Genomic DNA, 23,955 nt, shown 5'->3' with positions numbered 1-23,955 from the left:
GAGAGTTGTGAAGTATTTCGAGTTGTGCAGTATTTCGGCTTGAGAATTTTAACCCAGTGTTTGAAATTACGGTGACTAGGTAGAACCTCAAGAGAGAGGAGGCTTGAGCGATCGCTGTGTCATCATGACGACAGGGCTAAGAAAAGGCATTTTATGGGACAGACTGAGAAGAATTCCGAAGTCGAATCTGAGAATTTTAATGCTTTATCGTCAGATAACGCTTTAACCAATCCGAAAGCAGATCGATTAGGATATGCAACCTTTGCAAGATATCTAGCAGACAGTATTTGCAAAATGAGCTTTCCGGAAGGCTTCGTGATTGCAGTCTACGGTTCCTGGGGTTCTGGCAAATCGACGCTGTTGAATTTTTTAGTTCACTATCTAAAGGAAAAACCAGAGAACGAGCAACCAATTATCGTACCCTTTAATCCCTGGTTGTTTTCCGGGCACGAAGATATCACAAGGCGCTTCATTGACCAATTACAGGCTGTTTTGAGTGAATTCAAATCTGTACCGAAAGGCTTAAAAGATCGACTAGCCGATTTCGGTAAACTGTTTTCTGAAATTCCTATTCCTTACGCTCCAGCGGGTAAGGTAGTAGAAAAAATATTTGACGATAAGCAAAAGGATACTTCCGACTTAAAAGAAGAAGTCGAAAACACACTGCTAAAGCAGCATCCGCGAATCGTGGTAACAATTGACGATATTGACAGGCTTGCCACTGACGAAATTAGACAGTTGTTTCGCGTTGTCAAAGCCATTCCAAATTTTACAAATGTTGTCTATGTCCTAGTCTGCGATAAAGAAATTGCCCTCAAAGCACTTGCAGACACGCAGGGGACAACTGGAGAAGCCTATCTTGATAAACTTGTTCAAGTTCCTTTTGAGTTACCAATTCCCAATAAAAACTTACTCCGTAGGCTACTTTTTGAAAAACTGAATTTCGCACTTGCTGACACCCCAACACAGCTATTAGATAGAAATTATTGGGGAAATATTTACTATCAAGGGATAGACCACTTTATTACCAGCACTCGCGATATTACTCGTTTGATAAACACCTTAAGCATGACGTACCCGGCAGTTCAAGGTGAAGTAAACTCAGTGGATTTCATCGCTGTTGAGTCGCTGCGAGTCTTTTGCCCAACGATATATGACATCATTCGCAAAAATCCTAAAGCTTTTGCAAGAGATACGGATACCAAAGGTTTTATAAGTGCTACAGCGGACGAACTAAAATCTCTTTACAATTCTTGGCTTGCTCAGCTTCAAGATGAGGATAAAGAGCCAGTTAAACGGTTGCTATTGATCCTCTTTCCTAAGTTATCAGCGATTTGGGGTAATAATACCCAATACGTTGCACAACAAGAGTTAACATGGCGCAGACAACTGCGCGTATGCAGCTTAGAAGTATTTCCAGTCTACTTCCGTCTGGCGTTACCAGAAGGTGAATTATCGAATACCGAGATGAAAGCCATCCTTGCTTTGGCAGGCGATGCGAAGGCATTTGGAGAAACTCTTGTAGAACTCGCTAATCAAAAACGTCCTGAGGGTACGACCCAAGTTCGGATATTTTTGGAACAACTTGAGGATTACACTGAAAAAGAAATTCCTTTAAATAGCATTCCTTCAATTGTGCAAGCTTTATTGGATGTGGGCGATCGCCTTTTGCGTCCTGAAGACGAACCGTGCGGAATGTTTGATTTTGGAAATGATATCAGAATCGAGCGCATCATCTCACATCTGTTGCGTCGTCTTGAGGAACCAGCACGGTTTGAGGTGTTGAAACAGGCGATGTCAAATGGTAAGGCAGTTTTAACCATTGTGGACAAAGTAGTCGTCCTAGGTCAACAACACGGTAAGTTTGGAGCTAGTGAATCAAATCTAGAACAAGAAAGACTTATCAGCGCACAGCACCTTGATGAACTTGAAGAAATTGCCTTAAATAAGGTGCAAGATGCCGTGCAGCAAAACTCCCTATTACAAACGCCAGGTTTAGCACATATCCTGTATTATTGGCGGGAGAAAACAAGCGAGGATGAAGTCAAACAGTGGGTTAAAGAGGCGATTAAAAACGACGAAGGGCTAGTTGATTTCTTGGAGAAGTTTTTTGAAAAAGCATTTAGAAAACCTGAGTCTAATATGGGTCAAACCACCGGCTACGGGCTTGAGCCGAATTTACTTGAACCCTACGTTGACGTATCTTTAGCGATTAACCGGCTTAGGAGCCTTCTTGAAAAGGATTGTTTAACAGAAGAACAGAAAAATGCGATCGCGCGATTTATTGAAGAATATGACAGGAGTCAGCAGGAGAAAGATTCTGACGATCCATTAGCATGAAAGGCTGAATGATTCACCAGAGTTAACGTTCACAGGATATCTGCTGCCAATTTTCCCAAATTCTCTTTCCGCCATTTGGCATCTACCTTGCGATTGGTTGGCAACTCTAAAACCCGGAGTCCCTGCGATGGCAATGGGTTTAATCGTTGCTTCAGGTGTTCCCAGGATGTAATCACTTCATGCTCTACATTGTAAGTAGCACAAAGCTGAGCAAAATTTATATCCTGTGGTGTGGCAAAAAATTCTTCAAAGGGTGGGTTAAATTTGGAAATCGGCAACATTTCAAAGATGCCGCCGCCATTGTTGTTAATTAAAATTATGGTCAAATGCCCTATAAATTTACTTCTCAGTAAAAAGCCGTTAGTATCGTGCAATAAAGCTAAGTCACCTGTCAGCATCACAGTGCTTTGATTGCGATGTGCAATGCCTAAAGCAGTCGATAAGGTGCCATCAATGCCATTCGCGCCTCGATTAAAAAAGGGCTGAATCCCGGAATTGTTGGGTGCCCAGAAAAACTCTACATCTCGCACCGGCATACTATTAGAAATAAACAGAGGAGTGCCCGGTGGTAGCGTCTTGGAAAGTAACCAAGCGGCTTTTCCTTCAAAAAGTGTGTACATTGTTGCCATCGTTTGGTCGATGGCTTTCCTGACCTTTGATTCGGCTTCACACCAACTGCTGAGATAAGACGCGATCGCTTGCGTCTCTACAAGTTCATTTGGGTAGGTTTGAAATAGGTGTTCTATGGAGATTCGCAGGTGGGTTGTATTGCCGTGCAAGGGATCTAAATTGTGGTGGCTGGGGTCAATTACCCATCGGCGCGGTTGAGTTTTATCTAGCCAGTTTCGCAGTTCTTTACTGGTAGGTAATTCACCGATTTGAATTACCATTTCTGGTGTCAGTTTTTGCGCTAACTGCTGATTACGCAGGATTAAGTCATAGGTAGAAATTAGATAATGGTTCAGTTGACTATAGTTCCTTAATGGAGATAGCGCCTCAGCCAATACAGGCCATTTTAAAGATTTGGAGAGGTGCGCGATCGCGATCGCATACTCTTCCGGTATTTTCGGTTGTGCAGTCCCAGCGATAATAATTCCTCTGTCACATTGCTGCCACTCCTGTATGGGGTTGAAAGTGGTAGGTTGCAGGTTGAAAGTTGCTCCTAATGGCTGACAATTTGCAAAGAAATCTTCTTCTAGTAGAGACGCACCATTTTGCATATCTACAGCACCGTCGGGAATTGGGGCGAGGGGGTCGCGGAAGGGGATGTTAAGATGAACGGAGCCTGGAGTCGGAAAGAGCGTTCTTTCCCACGCATACATCACTGTCTGCCGCAGATAACCCAGCATTCCCATCTCTAGAGAAGGCAACGCTAACTCAGCTTGCCAGTTGGGATAATTGCCAAATAATTTCACCTGATCGATCGTCTGTCCAGAATGACAATCTCGCAATTCTGGGGGGCGATCGGCGGTTAAAACTAAAAGCGGAATTCGACTTTCCCTAGCTTCAATTACGGCTGGGTAAAAATTTGCCCCGGCAGTTCCAGAAGTGCAAACTAACGCCACCGGCAATCCAGATTTTTTCGCAATTCCTAATGCCAAAAATGCGGCGGATCGTTCGTCCAAAACAGGAATGGCTTCTATCTCATCAGTTTGAGCGAAAGCAACAGTAAGGGGTGTTGAACGAGAACCTGGACAAATAACGGCTGTGGTTAATCCTAGTCGCTTTAATGTTTCGGTTAGGATGGAAGCCCAGAGGGAGTTGGTGTTACGAAAATCAACGGGCATTTAAAAGAAGAATGAACCGCAAAGACGCTAAGAAAGAAAGAGAGAAGAGAGAGTTCCGGCTAGACTAAGGCTTTTAGAAGTGCCTGGAGTTTAAGTTGAATTTCTGCTAATTCTTTATCTGGATCGGAACCAGCAACGATACCGGCACCGGCGTAGAGTCTGGCACGACAGCCATCTATGAGTGCTGAGCGAATTCCCACAACAAATTCACTATTTCCTTGGCGATCTACCCAACCGAGCGGCGCGGCATATAATGACCTATTGAAGGTTTCATAGCGGCAAATTTCTTTCTGGGCACTCTCGCTGGGGACGCCAGCAACGGCTGGTGTCGGATGGAGTTCAGCCAGGATTTCTAAGGGATGAACGCCTGCCGGGATTTTCGCCTGAATGGGTGTCCATAAATGCTGAATATTTAAGAGTTTCAATAGCTGTGGTTGGGACAATACTTGAGGATTTAAACCTAGCTGGGAAAGGCGATCGCGAATAAAATCAATGACTACTCGATGTTCGCGCCTTTCTTTTTCACTGGTTAGTAACCGATTTGCTAATTCCGCATCTTCACTTGCTATTTTTCCTCTGGGTGCTGAACCTGCCAGAGCGTCCGTTACTAATTCATGGTCATGAATACTAATTAAACGTTCGGGACTTGCACCAATAAAACTTTGTCCCTTGCCGTTACTGGTGGAAAAAATATTGCAATCAGGATTGCGAGTTCGTAAATGATTGACGGAGGGAATTAACTGGAAAGGAATCGGGGAGATAACATCAAGGGCGTGAGCCAAAACAATTTTATGAATTTTTTCTTCCTGAATTGATGATAAAGCCTTAACCACCGATGATTTAAAATGGTTTACATCTGCAACATCGTGTTTCTTAAATAGTTTTCTGGCATCAATTGCGATATCTAGAAAAGATGCACTATGAAATCTTTCTAAACTAGTAACTCTGATTGCCTGAAATGTACGCCATAAGCTTTCAGTTAAATCTTGAATATTTATCTCTGAATCAATCAGAATATTTGCGACTACTACCGAAGTCTGATTTTTTAGAGAGATTTGCCATCGGGGTAAGAATACTGTGGCGGAAGGAAAAAGAGAATCCGCTCCTAGATTTTCATTAAAAAATGTAAAAGCGCAGAAAAAATGAGCGCCCGAAAAAGGTAAATTAACTTCACCAATACTCGTGGTATTGGCAATGCAAGATTGAATAAACTCCTGGGATTTGTTAAACCGATTGGGGCTTTCTAGTGTTAGCGCAGCTGCGGTGTCGATGGCAGCGATCGCTTCTCCTTGTGCTGGTTTTTCAAAGTAAAAGTGTAATTGATCGGGTCTAGCGATCGCCTGAAGGACAACCAACGGATCGACTGCTGGGATTTCTTGAGAAATACTGAGGAGCTGTGTCTGTTTTTTTTGTACAGCAGTCTGCTTAAAGGCTAAAAGAAATTGATGCAGTTCGTGAGTGTCTTGAAAAAGATTTTTAAGATAGGGTGTGACTAGCATGGAAGCGAGGATAGGTTGGCAATTTGATGTTAATACAACTAGCTGTGGCTCCTGGTTTATTGTTAGTAATCGAACAAACCTATCCTAAGAGCCAATAGAATAATGACAGTCCGTTGAAAACTGGTCGTATCTGCCAGTCTTCCCCTATTTTCTAAAAGTAAGGTGTGCTTACCAATAACCTTATTGAAATTCTTAACAATTCTCCAAAAATATTTCTTGAGGAATAAGGCTAAGCCTATGTATTGGTTTCTCTGTAGTATTTCTAGTTTACAACTTTTGCCTGCTTTTAAGATTGTCGTCATACTTTCAATGATTCCTTAACTTAAATTTCAGGATGATTACCGCAGGGGCATCTTCATTGATTAGATTTTAAAAACTCTTAAACATTGTATCTAAATCTACACTGTTTAGATAAAATGTGTGATTTGACCGAGCAGAATATGCGGGAGTTCATAACAAGTAGCTAGTTTTGAAAGAACCTGCTTAAGATTTGACATAGGCTAGTCTTCCATAGGTCAAGACACAACTGGAAACCTCGGTCTCCCTACTAAAGGGCTTGTAACAAAGTCTGTAGCAAATATCCTATCACGGCTTTAGAGTTGTAAAATTTGGTAGCTTCTTGGCAGTAGCATAGATTGAGACTAATGAATACAAAATTGATTAATCATCCCACCAGTGGAGGGGCAAACATCAGCGACCCCGGTCTTTGGATGGCAGCGATTAAGCCGCCCATGTACAGCGTTGCTATTATTCCAATTTGGGTGGGAACATCTGTTGCTTTTGCTGACACTCAAGTGCTTCAGGGAGCAATATTTTCTACATTTTTAATGTCAGCAATTTTGATTATTGCATGGCTGAATCTCAGCAATGATGTGTTTGATTCGGAGACGGGTATTGATAAGAACAAAGCCCACTCCTTGGTGAATTTGACAGGTAACAAATCATTAATTTTTTGGCTAGCAAATCTGTTTTTAGGGCTGGGTGTACTGGGAATCTTAGCGATCGCATGGTGGCAACAAGACCTCACAGTCATCGGATTGGTACTCCTGAGCTGTGCGTTGGGCTACAGCTATCAGGGACCTCCCTTTCGCTTAGGCTACCAGGGTTTGGGGGAAATTATCTGCTTTATTTGCTTTGGTCCCCTAGCAGTGGCGGCGGCTTATTATAGTCAAACCGGCACATGGTCGATGACCAGCCTTGCAGTGTCTATTATTGTAGGGATTGCCACGAGTTTAATTTTGTTTTGCTCCCATTTTCACCAGGTTGCGGACGATTTGGCAGCCGGGAAGCGATCGCCCATCGTCCGCCTAGGCACTCAGAGAGGATCGCAATTATTGTCCTGGTTCAGCGGCAGTATTTATGCGCTGACTGGGTTGTTTGTCGTTTTGCAAATTTTTCCCGTTTGGACGTTGCTAACCTTTGCAAGTTTGCCTTTCGCCATCAAATTATGCCGACACGTCCACCAGTATCACGATCAACCGGAGAAGGTCAGTAACAGCAAATTCATCGCAGTATCCCTACATTTTTGGAGTGGACTGCTGTTGGGATTGGGGTTTGTACTGCCGTTATAGCTGATGCAATATCGGTTTGAGTTTCGTCCTTACCGGCGGAGGTTTGTGCGTCCCTTGCAAACCAGTCACGGCATCTGGGACATTCGAGAAGGCATCATCCTCCGCCTCACTAATGAGAACGGGCAAGTCGGCTGGGGTGAAATTGCCCCCCTGAGCTGGTTTGGTTCCGAAACCTTAGAGCAAGCGCTGTCATTTTGTCGCCAGCGGCCGGAGGAAATTACCGATGAGATGATTTACTCCATCCCATCTGCCCTTCCCGCCTGTCAATTTGGCTTCGAGTCCGCTTGGGAAGATATCTCTCATTTTCAGGATAAGGCAAACCTAACCCCCCAGCCCCCCTTCCCTGCTGGGGACGGGGGGGAATTGAAAGCCTCTCTCCAACCCCCCTTTTTAAGGGGGGAAAGGGGGGATCGAGAGGGGTTGGGGGAGAGGTTCAGCGAAAGCCTCACAAGAGAATATGCGTACAGCGGCTTATTACCTGCTGGCGAAGCTGCCTTAAGCCAATGGCAGACGCTGTGGAACCAGGAATATCGCACCTTCAAATGGAAAATTGGCGTTTACCCAATTGCCGACGAACTAAAAATTTTCCAACGACTTACCCAAACACTGCCAGAAGGGGTAAAACTGCGCCTGGATGCCAATGGCGGACTCAGTTACGAGGAAGCCAACCTGTGGCTGTGGACTTGCGACAATGTTACGGCGGAGGAATTACCTGTAGAAATTGAATTTCTCGAACAACCGCTGTCTGTGGCTCAATTTCAGGGGATGGCGGAATTAAGTATGTGCTACGCCACTGCGATCGCCTTAGATGAATCAGTGGCTACAATTGACCAGATGGAAGCTGCGTACCGTGACGGTTGGCGGGGAATTTTTGTGATTAAACCGTGCATAGCCGGTTCCCCATCCCGTTTGCGCCAATTTTGCCAACAACATGAAATTGATGCCGTCTTCTCCTCCGTCTTTGAAACCGCGATTGGTAGGCAGGCAGCATTAAAGCTAGCAGCAGAATTATCCCGTCACAATCGAGCCGTTGGTTTTGGTATTAACCACTGGTTTGACGAAGATGAAGAAATCTGATTTAAGAACCTATGGAATCGCCGCTAGACTATCTTAAAAAACGTGCTATTGATGATTGGCTGATTGGTTACGACAGTCGCAACTTTATTTATATTGCCGAGCAATTATTTAATCAATTAACCCCACTTGCGAACTCTAAAAACAAACCAAAAATATTACTGACAGAGCGAGAACCAATCCAATTTCTTGCCAGCTTCATCGCTGCCTGTGCCGCTGGTTGCCCAGTTTTTCTTTGTAATCCCAACTGGGTTAAACACGAATGGCAACAAGTTTTTGATTTAGTCCAACCAGACATCATCTGGGGAGATTGCCCTTATCCTTTCACCTCCCCATCTTGTAGAGACAAAAATCGCGTCTCTACAACTATCAACAACTGGATTATGATTCCCACCGGAGGTTCATCAGGGCAGACTCGATTTGCCATCCACACCTGGGAAACCTTAATGGCATCCGTACAAGGTTTTAGACAGTATTTTCAAATAAATCCAGTAAATTCTTTTTGTGTATTGCCTCTGTATCATGTCAGTGGTTTGATGCAATTTATGCGTTCCTTCACCTCTGGGGGAAGATTAGCAATTGTGCCATTTAAAGAATTAGAATCTAGTGAAAAGTGCGAGATCGATCCATCTGAATTTTTTCTATCATTAGTACCTACTCAACTGCAACGTCTCCTACAAAATCCAGAGTTAACCGCCTGGTTATCCAGCTTTCAGACAGTGCTTTTGGGAGGTGCCCCTGCGTGGATAGAACTTCTGGAAGAGGCGAGACGCCACAGCATCCGCTTAGCACCCACTTATGGCATGACAGAAACCGCCTCACAAATTGCCACCCTCAAACCAGAATCTTTTCTCAACGGTACTAACAATTGCGGTCAGATTCTCCCCCATGCCAAAGTGACAATTTGTAGTTCTAGCAGCGAGATATTAGAAATCAACCAAGTAGGAACTGTTACCGTTAAATCTGATTCTTTGGCACTTGGTTACTATCCTGAAAAATTTCCTAATCAACAACATTTCCAAGTAGATGATTTAGGCTTTATTGACGAACAGAGTAATTTAAATATTATCGGTCGTAGCAGTAACAAAATTATCACAGGTGGCGAAAACGTCTTCCCCTCTGAAGTAGAAGCTGCAATTCAAGCTACAGGTTTAGTTGCTGATGTCTGTGTAATTGGTTTACCCGACTCTCACTGGGGACAAATCGTAACAGCCGTTTATGTTCCCAGTAAATCAGACATTTCTACTTATACTCTACAAATAGAAATTGAAGATAAATTGAGCAAATTTAAACGCCCTAAATATTGGGTGCCAGTAGAAACATTACCAAGAAACGCTCAGGGAAAAGTGAACCGCGAACAGCTACAAAAAATTGCTTATAGTAGGGTATTTGAGTGGCAGTATAACGAAGTGTAACGCGCTCTATTAACTCCCTCTTCGCGTCTTTTGCGTCTAAAGCGCTAACACGCATCCGTGCCGCTACGCGAACGCTAATGGGGTTTATTCCTCTTCTTCCTTCCATTGCTGGAGCCATCGAATCATCTCCGCCGGAATTTCCTTTCTACTTCTAGTAGCTGCATCGATGCAAACGTGCCGAGTAATTGCTTGTGCGACTACCCGATTTTCTGCAATAAATTGGTAATTAACTTCAAATTTTTCAGATGAAAGATGTTGAGGAATTAACTGAATAACTACTTTGTCACCGCAATACATCGGACTGAAAAAATCAACGCTGGCATGAACAATAGGAATCGCAACATTCGGGTTGCTGAAAAACAACTTGAGATTGATATCCAAAGCCGCTAGGGATTCTTCATAAGCTTCGTGACACATCGCCAAGACATTAGCAAAGTAGACAACACCGGCGGCGTCGGTATCCTGAAAACGAATCGTTCGGGTATAAGTAAATGACATTTATAGATAGATACGATCGCTTCGCCTTAAACTTTGTTTTACGCTTCTTGTAGCCTTTCTATTCTCTCATCTACCAACCACTAATAATTTTCTTCAGCTCTCCAACATCTAGACAATCGAAAGCAAAAGCTTTACGAAGCAGCTTGCTAGGAATAAACTCATCATACTTTTGCATTTTTAAACGTTCTTCAACAGCAACTAAATCTAACGCCGTAATCCTTTTATTGCCAAACGCCAGGATTTCCGAGCCAAGCTCTTCAACCCCATCCTTTCCAAGTTTAACGGTCATAAAGTATGGAGCTTGACCCCCAATTTTCTTGATATCCAGAGACTCTCTACCAAATAAATTTAGAAACCTCTCTAAGGTGCGGTAAGCGACAGTACCCATCCAAGGAAAAATGCAGCAAGTTTTGCTTCCTAATGAAACGATGTTATTTCTTTCAAATTCCCAAAAGCGAGCTAATTGACGAGCTTCATTCAGACGTTTTTTAGCATTACTTTGTAAGTAGCTATACTGAGACTCTTCAAGCAAAACTCTTCGCATCCGTTCAAGAACTTTTGTATGAATATTGCTACTGCCACCATGCCAAGAAATTTTAGCTTGACCTTGTGCTTGTTTGACAAAAACCGTTTTTGTTTTAACATCGCTATCCAAAACTTCCCACGTTCTCCCTGCCAAGGCAAAGCAATTGCCAACAGGTGGAGGCATCAGGATACTGCCAATTTCCATCGATTCATCCCTAACAGCATACTCAACCGTGTCGGAAAAAACGGCGTAAAAATGAAAATTTTTTACAATTTTCTCCCCAGCTAATCCGATAATTAATTTGTCTCCCTCAGTCTGCTGAAGGTGGTCAATTCCTATCAAGTTTCGGAGCAATTGCCTAAAATCATCTTTAGATATAGCTGCAAAGGGTGGTAAGGCTAAAACTTGCTGAGCTAAAGCTGCGGGAGAGAGTTCCTCCAGCGCTGCTAAAATACTCATTGTTTGGTGATATAAAAGGCTAAAAGGATATTTAACCGGCTTGATTGGCTCAATCCAGCGTTCTTCTAAGTAAAGTTGGATAATTGCGATAGCTTGCAACAGTTGCCAAGGAATTTGATTAGGAAGCGATTCCTCTGTTGATAGTTCTTCCTCCGCGCAAACAAACCGCATATCTGCCGCACTTCCTCGCCTTCCCGAACGTCCCAATCTCTGCAAGAAACTGGATACAGATAAAGGCGCGTTTAATTGAATGACTCGCTCTAATTGACCGAGATCGATTCCTAATTCAAGCGTGATAGTTGCAGCAGTAACAGATGGAACTTTGGTATCGCGCATCGCATCCTCAGCCGCTTCCCTTAAGGAGGTAGAAATACTGCCATGATGGACGTGATAAATATCTGGTAATCCTTCAGCTTCGGCTATTTCACGCAGGCTGGCAATCACTGATTCTGTATCTGAGCGATTGTTAGCAAAGATCAGGCTTTTTCGAGATTTAGTGATATCAAAGATATGCCTGTAGTAAGGACTAACAACTAAATCATCAGTCTCATCTGTTTCAACGGGAGAAACAAAAAAATGCTCTAAAGCCAGATTGATTTTTCGTTTTCCTCCCTCGATATCCGGAGTAATTACTGGCGTTTCAGTTCCCAGTCGCAGCCAGTCTTCAGCGAGTGAGTAATCGCCAAGGGTAGCCGATAAACCAATCCGACGGGTGGGATTTTTTACAAATTTTGAAAGGCGTGCCAACTGGCAGAGAATTTGGCAACCCCGTTCGGAACCCATAAAAGCATGGATTTCATCAATAATGACAAAACGTAAATCTCCAAACAAGCGAAACAGTTGAGTATTTTTATTAATTAAGAGACTTTCTAAAGATTCTGGCGTTATTTGCAAAATCCCTTTGGGATCTTTTAGGAGTTGTTTCTTCCGAGCCTGAGAAACATCACCGTGCCAGTGCCAAACTGGAATATCCGCTTCTTTTAAAAGGTCATTTAGCCGCTCAAATTGGTCGTTAATTAACGCTTTTATCGGGCTAATATAAAGTGCCCCAATCGTTGTAGATGGGTTTTGATGTAATAAGGTTAGAACGGGAAGAAAAGCTGCTTCTGTTTTCCCGGATGCGGTTCCGGCGGCGATTAACAAGTGAGCATCTGTGTCAAAAATAACCTTACAGGCTTCAACTTGAACGTCTCTTAATTCAGTCCAATCATGGGTGTAAATGTATTCTTGAATAAAAGGCGCTAATTTAGCAAAAGCCTGTTCGCTCATAGGGTAAATTCTGCAAATTCAGTATTCCCATCTACCTCTGGGTTTTTGCCGGGAGAAGTCGGTTTAAAACTAGAACCATGAATGAGTTCTCTAAAAGAGATGCTGGGGTTTTGCTGGAGGATATTCAAAATACTGATAAAGTCGCGGACAACTTCACGGGGTGTCAAGAATTTGTCTGCACCTAAGCGATTGACAACTTCTTGCATAAACTCTTGCAAGTCACTTGGTTTCAGAGTCTTATTATAGTTGTAATGGGTAGCATGAATATCCACCAATCGGTGCAAAAGCTCGGATATATTCTGCGGGGTTAATATTTCTAGTTGGATGACGGGTGCTGAGGTATCCTGATGACCTCCTTTGACACGGCTGCTTAAGCGCGATCGCAATGCTTCATCACTGTATAACCCCCGGCGTTTGTCCTCCACAAATTCTGGCGTTCCTCCGATAAAAATGCCGAGATTTTCTGCTCTTCCCTGCATCGTATCGTTGAACATTGCCAATAGCTTATCGTAGTTTTTTTGACGGGAAGCGGTATGAGTAATTTTGTACAAATGAACGGCTTCATCCACCAAAATTAAAAGCCCTTTGTAGCCAATATCGGCAACAAACTTGGCAACTAGCTTAATGTAGTCATACCAAGTCTCATCGTCAATGATGACACGCACTCCCAGCGCGGTTTTTGCCTCAGTTTTAGTCCCAAATTCTCCCCGCAACCAACGCAGCGCCGCCTCCTTTTTATCATCGTCATCAGAACGATAGCCGCGCCAATAGGCGATGATGACATTCGCAAAGTCAAACCCGTGAACTAAGCCTTCTATATCCTTAACGACTTCCCGAATTTTCTCTTCTACTTTATCGTCAAACCCAGTGTCGTTGGGTCGCATCCCGCTTTCTTGTGCAACTTGGTTTTGAATATTATTAATCCATCCTTCCAAAATGGGTGTGAAAGCGCCACCTTCTGGGCGAATTTTGGTGGAAAGATTCTGCATTAATTCCCGATAAGTTGCAACCCCTTTTCCGTCAGTTCCTGCGAGTCGCCGTTCGGGAGATAAATCAGCATCAGCTACTACGAAACCTCTTTCCATCGCGTGGTTGCGAATCAGTTGTAGCATAAAGCTTTTACCGGAACCATAGCGTCCTACAACGAAGCGAAACCCGGCACCGCCTTCGCCAATATTATCGAAATCCTGTAAAATAGCTTTGACTTCTTTTTCGCGTCCGACAGCAATATGTTCCAGACCGATTCTAGGAACAACACCTGCACCAAGAGAACTGATTAAAGCATTCGATATTCTTTTGGTAATTTTGATTTTCGTCATGATTTAAAATAATTTATTTGTTGCTATATAGGCGGACAAAGCTTTGACGTTTCTCATTCTGTCTCACCTACGAGGAATGAGGTGAGGTTTTTGATTCGGTTTACTTAGGTTTTATAATAAATTTTGATAAATTGTTAGTTTTATAAAACTAAGTTTCGAGCATCTTCTTCACTTTTGTCAAGTGTTCTTCTGCGATCGCAGGCGGAATCGATGCCGAACCTGGTTCAATGATAAAATCGCCAATGGTATCTATAGCACGTTCGTTTATTGCATCTATCAATAGTTGAGGCATAGTTATATTTGTCTCAGCGATTTTCTTGAGAGTTGCACCTGGATTGTTTTGCTCTACTATGGCTTTGATTATCTGAATATCATCATTCGTAAGTTTTGTTTTTAGAGCAGTCCATTCCGCTGATAAATTTTCTACTGATTGTTTTCTTTGTATTTCCAAAAAAGGGATTGTTTGGGATTGTCCTTTTTGAGGTTTTTGGAAGTTTAAGTTCCCACTCTTTAACTGCTCGTATTCCAACTTTAAAGAGGATACTTGCCCTTGCAATTGACCTAATTCTACTTTCAAAGACACCAGAGATTGATTCAACGCTGCTCTCTGTGCTTCCAGCGTCTGAAGCTGAGCTTGTAGATTATCTACTTCTGATTGTAAAGGGCGTTTTTGTTTTTTAAGGTTAGTGACTTCTTGCTCAAGGATTGTTTTATGACTCTGATTATCTGTGACTTGATCTTGCAGCCGCTTGAGTTCTGTTTTCAGGGAATTTAAGCTGGTTTCTATTTTCTGCTTTTCCGATGTTGCAGCCAACAAGGATTCATTGAGTTCTGCTTTTTGCCTTTCCAGAACCTCAAGTTGAGTTTGGAGAATAAACCCTTGTTCTTCTAGTTGGTATCTATAAGCTCCTAAAGTGGACACTTCCCGATTAATGACCTCTCTTCGGTTATAGCTTTCTGCTATTTGTCCGTGCAATTGGTTTAGGCTTGACTCCAAATAATAGAGATCATCCTCTAAGTTTTGTCTTTCGTCGGAAATCGCTTGAATTTCATTTTGTAGAAAAAACTTCTGCTTTCTTTGTTTAATTTGTACAACAATGGCTCCTGCATAAGTAGCAGGTACAGTAATTAAACCTGTAACCAAGGCTTTTGGGAAATCTCGGTTGGCAATAAAGCTCAGGAAAAAGCTCACACCGAAGGCAATTAAACCCAGTAAAATCCGATTGCTTACCTTAACCGATCGCATATCATTTTTTGTGAGATAAAGTCAGCATTTCCCAAGTTCTAATTCATACGAACAGAATTCTAATTATGTGTTTAATCTACGAGATTCTGAACCAGTAACAGCTAAATCTGCCCTGAGAAAGTCAATGAATTGCCGTGCTGTACGTCCAGAACGCCCGTTGTGGCGAGTTGCCCACTGTAAGGCACGATACTCTAAATCTTCCTGAGTGAGGGAAATGTCGGCTTGGGTTGCGAGATGGCGAACAATGCTTAGGTAGGTGTTCTGATCGGCGGGTTCAAAGGTTAAAGTCAGACCAAAGCGATCGCTAAACGACAGCTTTTCCTGAACCGTATCCCAGGCGTGAATTTCTTCATTGTCCTTGGGACGAGGGCGATCGCTAAAAAATTCTCGAATCAGATGCCGCCGATTGGAAGTCGCATAAACCACCACATTTTGAGGACGTGCGGTTAAATTCCCCTCCAGCACTACTTTAAGAGCTTTGAAAGCGTCGTCATCCTCCTCAAAGGAGAGATCGTCAACAAAGATGATGAACTTCTGAGGCACACCCCGCAACTGCTCGACAATGGTTGGTAAATCTTTCAACTCAGATTTGGCAACTTCGACGAGGCGGAGGTTGCGCGTATCAGGCTCATTTAACAACCCCTTCACCAAAGAAGATTTGCCGCTACCACGACTGCCGTAGAGCAAAACGTGCAAAGCTGGATGACCGGCAAGTAAAAATTTTGTATTCTTCAGCAAAGAGTCTTTCTGAGACTCGTAGCCGACTAATTCTGGAAGCTGCACGGGATCGGCATAGGAAATGCCTACTAACTGCCCAGATTGCCAGCGTAACGCCCGATAAGAAGCAAACAGCCCCGTTCCGTATTGCTGATAATGAGCGGCTAAAGATTCCAGCACATCTACCCAATTTTCTGACATTTGGAATTTCTCCCAAATGGGCAATTCGTGAATTGCACCTACCCTATCCTGCTGCTGGTTCCAGGCGACTGGTGCCGCGAGTAACTTGGCTGCGGCCTGCACCCACCGGCTCAACTGGTCGCTACTGCAATTGTAGAGGCTCTGCAAGGCTTGTAAATCGTGCTGGGCAGCAGCTACCAGCGCCGGAGGCAGTAAAGACGATTGCTGGACTTGCTTGCTAAAAGGATTGTCAGTTCTGAGAATTTGGGTAATTAGGTAGTCTTGCCAACCTTGATTTCTGGCGGCTAAAGCTTGAAACCAAGTGCCGTAAGCTTGCAGGCAAGCCAGTCCATTGGTGTTGCTGCTGCTTAAGGCTTGTAGCAGATTCAGGAAAGCCGTGCCGACTTCCCCACGGAGGACGGATTGATAAAGTAACAGAGAAGCAGCTTGACGTTGCAGAAATTCGATTGAAGCGATCGCTTGAGTATCCATTAATCAACTGAGTGGTGTATCTCAGCTATGGTAAATTGTCTCCCGACGCTAGAAATAAGTTCTACTCAAGCAATGAGGTTTTAACGAGATGAATCTGGGTACTATCGCCGCGATCGCTTACGGAATTTTAGCCATTGTCGGCGGCATCATGGGCTACTCTCAAGCTCAAAGCAAAGCGTCGCTGATTTCTGGCAGTATCAGCGGCTTATTACTCATTCTCGGCGGCGTGATGCTATTGCAGGGACAAGCGTGGGGGCTGATTTTAGCAACTGTTGTCACCGCTGTTCTCATCATTGTCTTTGCCATCCGGTTGTTTAAAACTCGCAAATTTATGCCTGCGGGATTAATGACGCTCTTAGGTTTGGCGGCGCTGGCGGTGATGATTCAACAACTGGTTGCGATAGTGTAGCGGCGCTTCTAGCTTTCTGGATCTATCCCAAGCGATCGTGCCTGCTTTATTGGCACGCTCTCCAAAATTAACACCCTTCATTCTTAAATCAGCTAAGCCATCAAAAAACTCAGAGAATCCGGCAACATTTCAATTTAGTAGCGACGGCAGGGAACACTAACCTTAGCGAAGCTTTTGCCCACATAGTCGCTTAAGGAGCTACCCATGAGTACCGTCAAAATTCAAGCTACTGAATATCCTATTCAGAAAGTATTTAGCAATGATTTTGTCTTCACCATTCCCCTGTACCAGCGTCCCTACGCCTGGACTACTGAGCAAGCTGGCGAATTGCTTCAAGACCTAATTGTATCCTTAGGTGATGGTAACGAGCCAATTGATGATATAAATCCCTACTTCCTGGGCAGCATTGTACTAATAAAGGCCGATAAACCAGACGCTCAAGTTGTTGATGGTCAACAACGTCTGTCAACGCTAACTATACTACTTTCAGCTCTGCGGACGTTAGTACAGCCCAAATATGCCAATGCCTTAACTAAGTTGCTCTACGAAGAAAGCGACCCAATCCTTGGCTACCCTAACCGATACCGTTTGACTTTGGCAAAGCGAGATGCAGAGTTTTTCAAGGAATACATTCAGGATGAAGGCGGTATTAGCAAACTGGAATCTTTACACTCAACTGCGCTTTCAGATAGTCGTAAAAATATTAAAGAAAACGCGCTGTTATTCCTGAAAGAGCTAGGGAGATTTTCCGAATCTCAGCGGGTTCGGCTCGTGCAATTCATTATTACAAGATGTTTTCTGGTAGTAGTTTCAACACCAGACTTAGAATCTGCATATCGGATATTTTCTGTGCTGAATGGTCGGGGTCTAGACCTGTCACTTCCCGATATTTTAAAAGCCGAGATTATCGGGCAAATTCCTGATGACCAAAAGGAAGCATACACTTGCAAATGGGAAGATATCCAAGAGAAACTAGGTCGGGAGACGTTTGAAGACCTTTTTTCATACATTCGCATGATTGCTCGTAAGGCAAAACTCACTGGTAGCATCCTCAAGGAATACCGTGAACATATTAAACCTTGGAATAATTCTCAGGAGTTTATCAAGACAACTTTATGCCCTTTAGCTGATGCTTTCTACAAAATTAAGAATACAAACTATGTAAGCGATAAACACGCCGAAGAAGTAAATAAACTGTTTAAGCAGTTAAATGATATCGATAATTCCGACTGGATACCTCCAGCTATTCTCTATCTCTCTCGTAACCACAGCCATCCTGAGCGATTGGTGAAATTCTTTACTGAATTAGAACGTCTTGCGGCGGGTTTGATGATTAAACGGGCAAATATTAACGAACGCATTGAACGCTATCGTCGCTTGCTAACTGCCATTGAGCATGAGGAAGATTTATATACACCCGATTCACCACTCCAAATTACATCAGAAGAAAAGAATGATATTCTCAAAATGTTGGATGGCGACCTCTACCTGACTCAAAAAATTCGTTTATTTGTATTGCTACGTCTAGATGCGGCTCTGTCAGAAGGTGAAGCCTCATACAACTTTCCCACCATTACTGTCGAGCATATATTACCGCAAAATCCTGCCCATGATAGTCTGTGGGTGAAGTCCTTTACAAGCTTGGAAGAACGCGAAAAATATGTGCATCGTTTAGGAAATCTGGCTTTACTCTCTTGTTATAAAAACAGTGAAGCGCAAAATTATGACTTTGATGTGAAAAAGCAAAAGTATTTCACCACTAAAAAAGGTGTTTCTCCTTTTGCGCTAACAACTCAAGTGCTAATGGAACAGGAATGGACACCCGAAGTCATTGAGGCGCGGCAGAAAAAGCTTATCGGCGTTCTCCAGCAAGTCTGGCGCTTAGAGTAGTAGGCTAACGCCAAGGCGATCGCTTCCTCATTTTCTCTAGTCCAGAGCGCGATCGCTCCTACTTTTTCTGAAGTTTAGATGTGCCTAAACTATCTGGCGAAGTGGAATCTCAATAATAAACTCCGCTCCCCTACCTGGTGCTGAGAGACATTGCAATTGACCATTGTGCTTTTCTACAACAATCTGGTAGCTAATTGCCAAACCCAGTCCAGTGCCTTTGCCAATGGCTTTGGTAGTAAAAAAGGGATTAAATAGCTGTTGTCTCACCGCCTCTGTCATTCCAGAGCCATTATCCGCAATTTTGATAACGACGCGATCGCACTCTAGTACCTCAGTGCGAATTTTGATCCAGCTGGGATTTGCCTTCATTTCGGAAAGCGATCGCCGTTTGTTATACTCATCCAACGCATCAATGGCATTCGCGATCAGATTCATAAACACTTGATTGAGCTGTCCTGCGTAGCACTCGACTTTAGGTAAGTGCCCGTACTCCTTAATTATCTGAATGTTGGGATGATCCGGTTTTGCTTTCAGGCGGTTATGCAGAATCATCAGGGTACTATCAATTCCTTCGTGAATATCAACCGCCTTCATTTCAGCTTCGTCAATTCGCGAAAAATTCCGCAAGCTAAGAACAATTTCCCGGATGCGATCTGCTCCCACCTTCATTGATGACAACAGGTTAGGAAAATCTTCCATCATAAAATCTAGGTCAATCGCTTCTATCTCTTCCTGAATTTCTGGCGTTGAGTTCGGGTATTGCTGATGATAGAGCCGCAATAGATTTAATAAATCTTGGGTGTATTCTCTGACATGGGTGAGATTCCCAAAGATAAAGTTAACTGGGTTATTAATTTCGTGAGCAATCCCTGCAACCAATTGTCCTAAACTGGACATTTTTTCGCTTTGAATTAATTGACCTTGAGTACGTTGGAGTTCTTGGAGAGTATATTCTAGCTGCTGATTTTTTTCTTTTAACTGAACTTCTTTCTCCTGACGGGCTTCCTCAGCTTGTTTGCGAGCGGTAATATCCATCACGGTGGCACCAAGAGCCATCGGCTTGCCATCTTCTCCAGGTATGGGAAATTGAGAAGTCAACCAGTGCATCAGGACGCCTGGATTGCCAGGTAATTCACCGCACGTCTCCATGTTGAGAATCGCTTCGCCTGTCGTCAGTACTTTGCGTAATGTCGATTCGATCGCTTGTGCAGCGTCGGGCAAGACTTCAGCCAGGGATCTTCCTAAATGTTCTTCTACAGACAAGCCATTGAAGTGTGCTAGCGCTTCGTTGATTTGCAGATACCGCATCTGGTCGTCAAGAATACAGAGTCCGACCGGCGCAACGCTAATAAATGAGTTCAAAAGCTGCTCGCGCCGCGCTAATTCTTTTTCCAACGCCTTGCGATCGCTAATGTCTCGCGACATCCCAATCAAACCGATAACGTTTCCTTGGGGATCGCGATAGATATTTTTTGTTGAGAGATACGTCACCGCGATGTTATTGATATAGACAATTTCCTCCAACGTCTGAGTTGTCCCAGAAGCCATAATTCTGCGGTCAGTCTCCATAAGTTGAGGGGCGACCTCAGGTGGAAATACCTCGGAGTCATCCTTTCCAATCATCTCCTCTACAGACTTGCAAAGTAGGTTGGCACCAGTGGAGTTGATCATTAAGTAGCGACCCTGAAGATCCTTGATAAAAATGATATCAGTTGTTCCTTCAATGACTGCATTCAAGAGGTTATAGCTTACTTGGAGCGCCTCCTCTGTCTCCTGGTGTTCGGCAATTCGCTGGTGTAATTGCTCGTTCAGTTGACTCAGCTCGATCGTGCGCTCCTCAACTCTATCTTCTAGCTCTTGATTCACCTGTTTCAGTGCTGCTTCTGCTCGGTGGCGCTGGCTGTCAACCGCATTCAGGAATCTGGCATTCCACCAAATTAGAAAGGCAAAAATAACTACGTTGAATACGCCAAAAAGAGCCAGCCCAAGTTCGCTGTCATAAATCTGAGATTGGTAGCCGCATAAAATGAACCAGCCCAATACTGAGGGAATGCCAATCGCGGCTGGCGACATCCGCCGCACCATCAATCCGCCTGCTTTGTCGCTTGTAACAACTGTCATCAGTCCTCGATCCGGACAAGCAAACAGGATGCCGATGGAAAGCAGGATGAATGCGATCGCTGTGTGCAACGCCACACCTGTGTTGTAACTCTTGCCGTACAACGAGGTGATGCCGTAGATATAGCCCAAAAGACCCAGAAAACCAATCAAAAACCCGCCTAAGCTAAAGCATTGAGCCGGACGGTACGCTCTTTTAGATAACAGCAGAAGGGCAGAGCCAAGCATGAAAAAGCTCAGGGCACTATTGGGAGACATTCGCCCTGGTGCAGAGGTGCCAACAGCGCCTGCTGGGTCTTTAAACAGCAGTTCGTCAATTCCTAGATTCCATCCAAACCCATACTCAATTAGTGTCAATAAACCGATTAAAATGACGATGATCGCCAACACTTGAGAAAGGTCAAACGAAGACTTTCTCCGGTTATCTTTTGCCTTTTGTCTTCTGTGTTCCGCGTCGTGCCACAAACACAAAGACAATCCACTCAGAATAAAGGCTATGCTTGTGTTGGCTTTCATGCTTACCAGCCCTGGCAAAATGCTTTTAAGGGCTGTAATATCTAATATCCAGCCCAGTAAAACAACACATCCAATGAGGGTGAGAATAATACCGGATTTTCTGGAGTAGGATTGTGGAAATTCGATAAACTCCGTCTTTTTAATCATAAAAACCGGACTCTTCCAAATATTAATAACTGACCAATGATTAACTTTTAATAGAGAAAATCTTTTGAGCTTTGCTAGATAAATTTATACAAATTACCAAAATAATACAATTTATCCTTTGTGCCTAAATATAGGCTAAACTTAAATTTATTCCTAATAAACATAGGATACATTTACTAATTATAAAACCGTATTTACATTGACTATTTGTCTGTTTTTTACGAAAAAGTCAGTAAATTCACAGATAAATGTTCTGACCTTGTTCTGAACTATTGTAAAAAGAACCATTTAGCGATCGCTTTTGTATTTATTGCAAGGACGCTAGCGAATCAAGAAGCCCATAACCCAGCCTAGTCAAGCAATCTTGAAAAGATTTAATCCATTCTTTTGCTTTCGCTCCTTAATCAGGTGGCAAGGCAACAAATAGCATCTCTGAGCTATCCTGGAATCGCCAGATAGCAAAAGTTGAAAAAATGCACTGGATATTAACCGAATCTTTAAGCGTAGAAAATTTAACAGTAGCGATCGCGGGTTTACCGGCATCTTTGCAAGGCACAAAGCTAGTGCAACTGTCTGATTTGCACTACGATGGCAAGCGATTATCCGAAACACTACTCGCAGAGGCAATTGAAGTCAGCAATCAACTCGAACCCGACCTGGTTTTGTTGACTGGCGACTTCGTGACTGATGACCCATCTCCCATTCACGCCCTAGTGCAACGGCTAAAACACTTGCAAGGTCGCGCTGGTGTCTATGCCGTACTGGGCAACCACGATAATTATTATCGTCATTCAAAACAAGTGGTGCAAGACGCCCTGACTAGCATTGGGATTCATGTACTCTGCAATGAAATTGCTTATCCATTGGGAAAAGAATTACCCTTAGTCGGACTTGCTGATTTTTGGTCGCGGGACTTTAATCCAGCGCCAGTGATGAATCAACTCGATCGGGATACACCCCGAATCGTCTTATCTCACAACCCAGATACTGCCGAGATTTTGCAAGAATGGCGGGTGGATTTGCAACTGTCGGGTCATACTCATGGCGGTCAAGTAGTAATTCCTGGATATGGTCCAGCGCCGCAACTGCTGCAAAACTTTCGTCACCTGATTCCCAAACCGATGCAGCGTTGGGTGCCTTTTATGAAGGAATGCAATAAAGTGGTAGAGCGTTGGGAATGGGCGCAGGGGTGGCATCAGGTAGAAAAAAACCAGCTATATGTGAATCGGGGGCTGGGAACCTATTGGCCCGGACGCCTATTTTGTCCGCCAGAAGTCACGGCGATCGCGCTGGTGGATCAAAAATAGTTTTTAGTTGTTAGATCAGGAATTTATGTTCTCGTTCATCCGGTCAGATTTATCTCAGTTACGCGCCTATATGCCCCACCCAGGCGGCGCATCAGGAAGTCCAGTCACTGGTTCAATTCCAATCGATCGGCTGGATACCAATGAATGTCCTTTTGATTTGCCAAAAGAATTAAAAGAAAAATTGGCATGGACTTATCAGCAGCTAATTGAGACGAATCGCTATCCTGATGGCAGTCATGCCCAACTCAAAGAAGCGATCGCCCAATACGCGAACGAATCCTTAGAGGCCCCCATTACCCCAGCCAATATCTCTGTAGGTAATGGTTCCGATGAACTCATTCGTTCCCTCCTGATTGCCACCTGTCTCGGCAACGAAGGCTCGATCTTGGTCGCCGATCCCACCTTCTCCATGTACGCGATTCTGGCTCATACCCTAGGCATTCCTGTGGTGAATGTCGGGCGTAAGGAAGCGAATTTTGAAATGGATCTTGCCGCTGCCCAAAAAGCCATTAAGGAAACCCAGAATCCGCCAATCCGGGTGGTATTTGTCGTTCATCCCAACTCCCCCACCGCCAACGCCTTAACTACCGCTGAATTGGAATGGCTGCGGAGTTTGCCAGAGCATATTTTGGTGGTCATTGACGAAGCTTATTTTGAATTTAGCCAGACAACCGTGGTGGGTGAATTGTCGCAGCATCCAAACTGGGTGGTACTCAGAACATTTTCCAAGGCGTTTCGGCTGGCAGCACTGCGACTAGGATATGCGATCGCTCACCCAGAACTCATCGTCGCCCTCGAAAAAGTCCGTCTCCCCTACAATCTCCCCAGCTTCACCCAAGCTGCCGCTTTACTTGCCCTTTCCCAGCGGCAACTGCTACTTAGCTGCATTCCCCAAATTCTTAGCGAACGAGAAAAGTTACTCGATTTTCTCAAAGAGCAACAGGATTTACAAGTTTGGCCCAGTGCCTCAAACTTCATCTACCTGCGTCTCCCGACAGAGGAAGCCCTGACTCGATTGGCGCAGCAACTCAAAGAGTTAGGAACCTTAGTTCGTCACACCGGCGGCGGCATTCGTCTGACGGTAGGCGGTGAAGAAGAAAATGAGCGATCGCGCCAGCATCTCCTGGCAGCCTTAAAAGCAATCAACTAAGCAGGATTAATTAAAAATTAAAAACT

16 protein-coding genes are annotated in these 23,955 nt (G+C 43.9%); 8 read left to right on the top strand and 8 right to left on the bottom strand.

The window, feature by feature from the left end; all coding sequences use genetic code 11:
• Positions 1 to 153: 153 nt before the first annotated feature.
• A complete protein-coding gene (locus NDI33_RS10365) occupies positions 154 to 2,340 on the top strand; it encodes a P-loop NTPase fold protein (RefSeq protein ID WP_190672222.1) in 2,187 nt (728 codons plus the stop codon).
• A 29-nt stretch (positions 2,341 to 2,369) separates the two neighbouring features.
• Here the strand turns inward: NDI33_RS10365 and menD are convergent, their stop codons facing one another.
• Positions 2,370 to 4,127, bottom strand: a complete 1,758-nt coding sequence (menD, locus tag NDI33_RS10360) for a 2-succinyl-5-enolpyruvyl-6-hydroxy-3-cyclohexene-1-carboxylic-acid synthase (RefSeq protein WP_190672219.1) — start codon at positions 4,125 to 4,127, stop codon at positions 2,370 to 2,372.
• 59 nt (positions 4,128 to 4,186) lie between these two features.
• The gene (locus NDI33_RS10355) at positions 4,187 to 5,626 is read right to left on the bottom strand and encodes an isochorismate synthase (RefSeq protein WP_190672216.1); all 1,440 of its coding nucleotides are present in this window, start codon (positions 5,624 to 5,626) and stop codon (positions 4,187 to 4,189) included.
• A 644-nt stretch (positions 5,627 to 6,270) separates the two neighbouring features.
• On the opposite strand from NDI33_RS10355, the gene menA reads away from it, so the two are divergent.
• From menA to NDI33_RS10340, 3 genes are read left to right on the top strand one after another with little or no spacing between them, the layout of a single operon-like run.
• Complete coding sequence (gene menA / locus NDI33_RS10350; protein ID WP_190431908.1) at positions 6,271 to 7,197, top strand: 2-carboxy-1,4-naphthoquinone phytyltransferase; 927 nt, start codon at positions 6,271 to 6,273, stop codon at positions 7,195 to 7,197.
• Between the two features lie 3 nt (positions 7,198 to 7,200).
• A complete protein-coding gene (locus tag NDI33_RS10345) occupies positions 7,201 to 8,274 on the top strand; it encodes an o-succinylbenzoate synthase (RefSeq protein WP_190672213.1) in 1,074 nt (357 codons plus the stop codon).
• Between the two features lie 11 nt (positions 8,275 to 8,285).
• Positions 8,286 to 9,686, top strand: a complete 1,401-nt coding sequence (locus tag NDI33_RS10340) for a 2-succinylbenzoate--CoA ligase (RefSeq protein WP_190672210.1) — start codon at positions 8,286 to 8,288, stop codon at positions 9,684 to 9,686.
• Between the two features lie 84 nt (positions 9,687 to 9,770).
• On the opposite strand, the gene NDI33_RS10335 is transcribed toward NDI33_RS10340, so the two are convergent.
• The 5 genes from NDI33_RS10335 to NDI33_RS10315 form a co-directional block, all read right to left on the bottom strand.
• Entirely contained in the window at positions 9,771 to 10,184 is a 414-nt protein-coding gene (locus NDI33_RS10335) for a thioesterase family protein (RefSeq protein WP_190672207.1), read from the bottom strand.
• Positions 10,185 to 10,254: 70 nt separating this feature from the next.
• The gene (locus NDI33_RS10330) at positions 10,255 to 12,438 is read right to left on the bottom strand and encodes a DEAD/DEAH box helicase (protein ID WP_190672202.1); all 2,184 of its coding nucleotides are present in this window, start codon (positions 12,436 to 12,438) and stop codon (positions 10,255 to 10,257) included.
• Positions 12,435 to 13,757, bottom strand: coding sequence for an ATP-binding protein (locus tag NDI33_RS10325; RefSeq protein WP_190672199.1), 1,323 nt, complete (start codon positions 13,755 to 13,757; stop codon positions 12,435 to 12,437). Before NDI33_RS10325 ends, NDI33_RS10330 begins: the two co-directional genes overlap by 4 nt.
• A gap of 148 nt (positions 13,758 to 13,905) precedes the next feature.
• Entirely contained in the window at positions 13,906 to 14,901 is a 996-nt protein-coding gene (locus NDI33_RS10320; protein ID WP_190672197.1) for a tellurite resistance TerB C-terminal domain-containing protein, read from the bottom strand.
• A 165-nt stretch (positions 14,902 to 15,066) separates the two neighbouring features.
• Positions 15,067 to 16,392, bottom strand: a complete 1,326-nt coding sequence (locus tag NDI33_RS10315; RefSeq protein ID WP_190672194.1) for an ATP-binding protein — start codon at positions 16,390 to 16,392, stop codon at positions 15,067 to 15,069.
• Positions 16,393 to 16,480: 88 nt separating this feature from the next.
• On the opposite strand from NDI33_RS10315, the gene NDI33_RS10310 reads away from it, so the two are divergent.
• Together NDI33_RS10310 and NDI33_RS10305 are read left to right on the top strand one after the other, a co-directional pair.
• Positions 16,481 to 16,801 (top strand): TMEM14 family protein, encoded by a 321-nt coding sequence (locus NDI33_RS10310; RefSeq protein ID WP_190430133.1) that lies wholly within the window; start codon positions 16,481 to 16,483, stop codon positions 16,799 to 16,801.
• Positions 16,802 to 17,005: 204 nt separating this feature from the next.
• Complete coding sequence (locus NDI33_RS10305) at positions 17,006 to 18,691, top strand: DUF262 domain-containing protein (RefSeq protein ID WP_190431926.1); 1,686 nt, start codon at positions 17,006 to 17,008, stop codon at positions 18,689 to 18,691.
• Between the two features lie 84 nt (positions 18,692 to 18,775).
• Here NDI33_RS10305 and NDI33_RS10300 read toward each other — a convergent pair whose 3' ends face one another.
• Entirely contained in the window at positions 18,776 to 21,472 is a 2,697-nt protein-coding gene (locus NDI33_RS10300; protein WP_190672191.1) for a PAS domain-containing protein, read from the bottom strand.
• A 473-nt stretch (positions 21,473 to 21,945) separates the two neighbouring features.
• On the opposite strand from NDI33_RS10300, the gene NDI33_RS10295 reads away from it, so the two are divergent.
• Together NDI33_RS10295 and NDI33_RS10290 are read left to right on the top strand one after the other, a co-directional pair.
• The gene (locus NDI33_RS10295; protein WP_190672188.1) at positions 21,946 to 22,779 is read left to right on the top strand and encodes a metallophosphoesterase; all 834 of its coding nucleotides are present in this window, start codon (positions 21,946 to 21,948) and stop codon (positions 22,777 to 22,779) included.
• A gap of 25 nt (positions 22,780 to 22,804) precedes the next feature.
• A complete protein-coding gene (locus NDI33_RS10290; protein ID WP_190672185.1) occupies positions 22,805 to 23,929 on the top strand; it encodes a histidinol-phosphate transaminase in 1,125 nt (374 codons plus the stop codon).
• Positions 23,930 to 23,955 lie beyond the last annotated feature (26 nt).

It is taken from the genome of Trichocoleus sp. DQ-A1 (assembly GCF_039961955.1).
Taxonomy (GTDB): Bacteria; Cyanobacteriota; Cyanobacteriia; order Cyanobacteriales; family FACHB-T130; genus FACHB-T130.
This window is presented reverse-complemented; position numbering and strand designations above follow the sequence as displayed.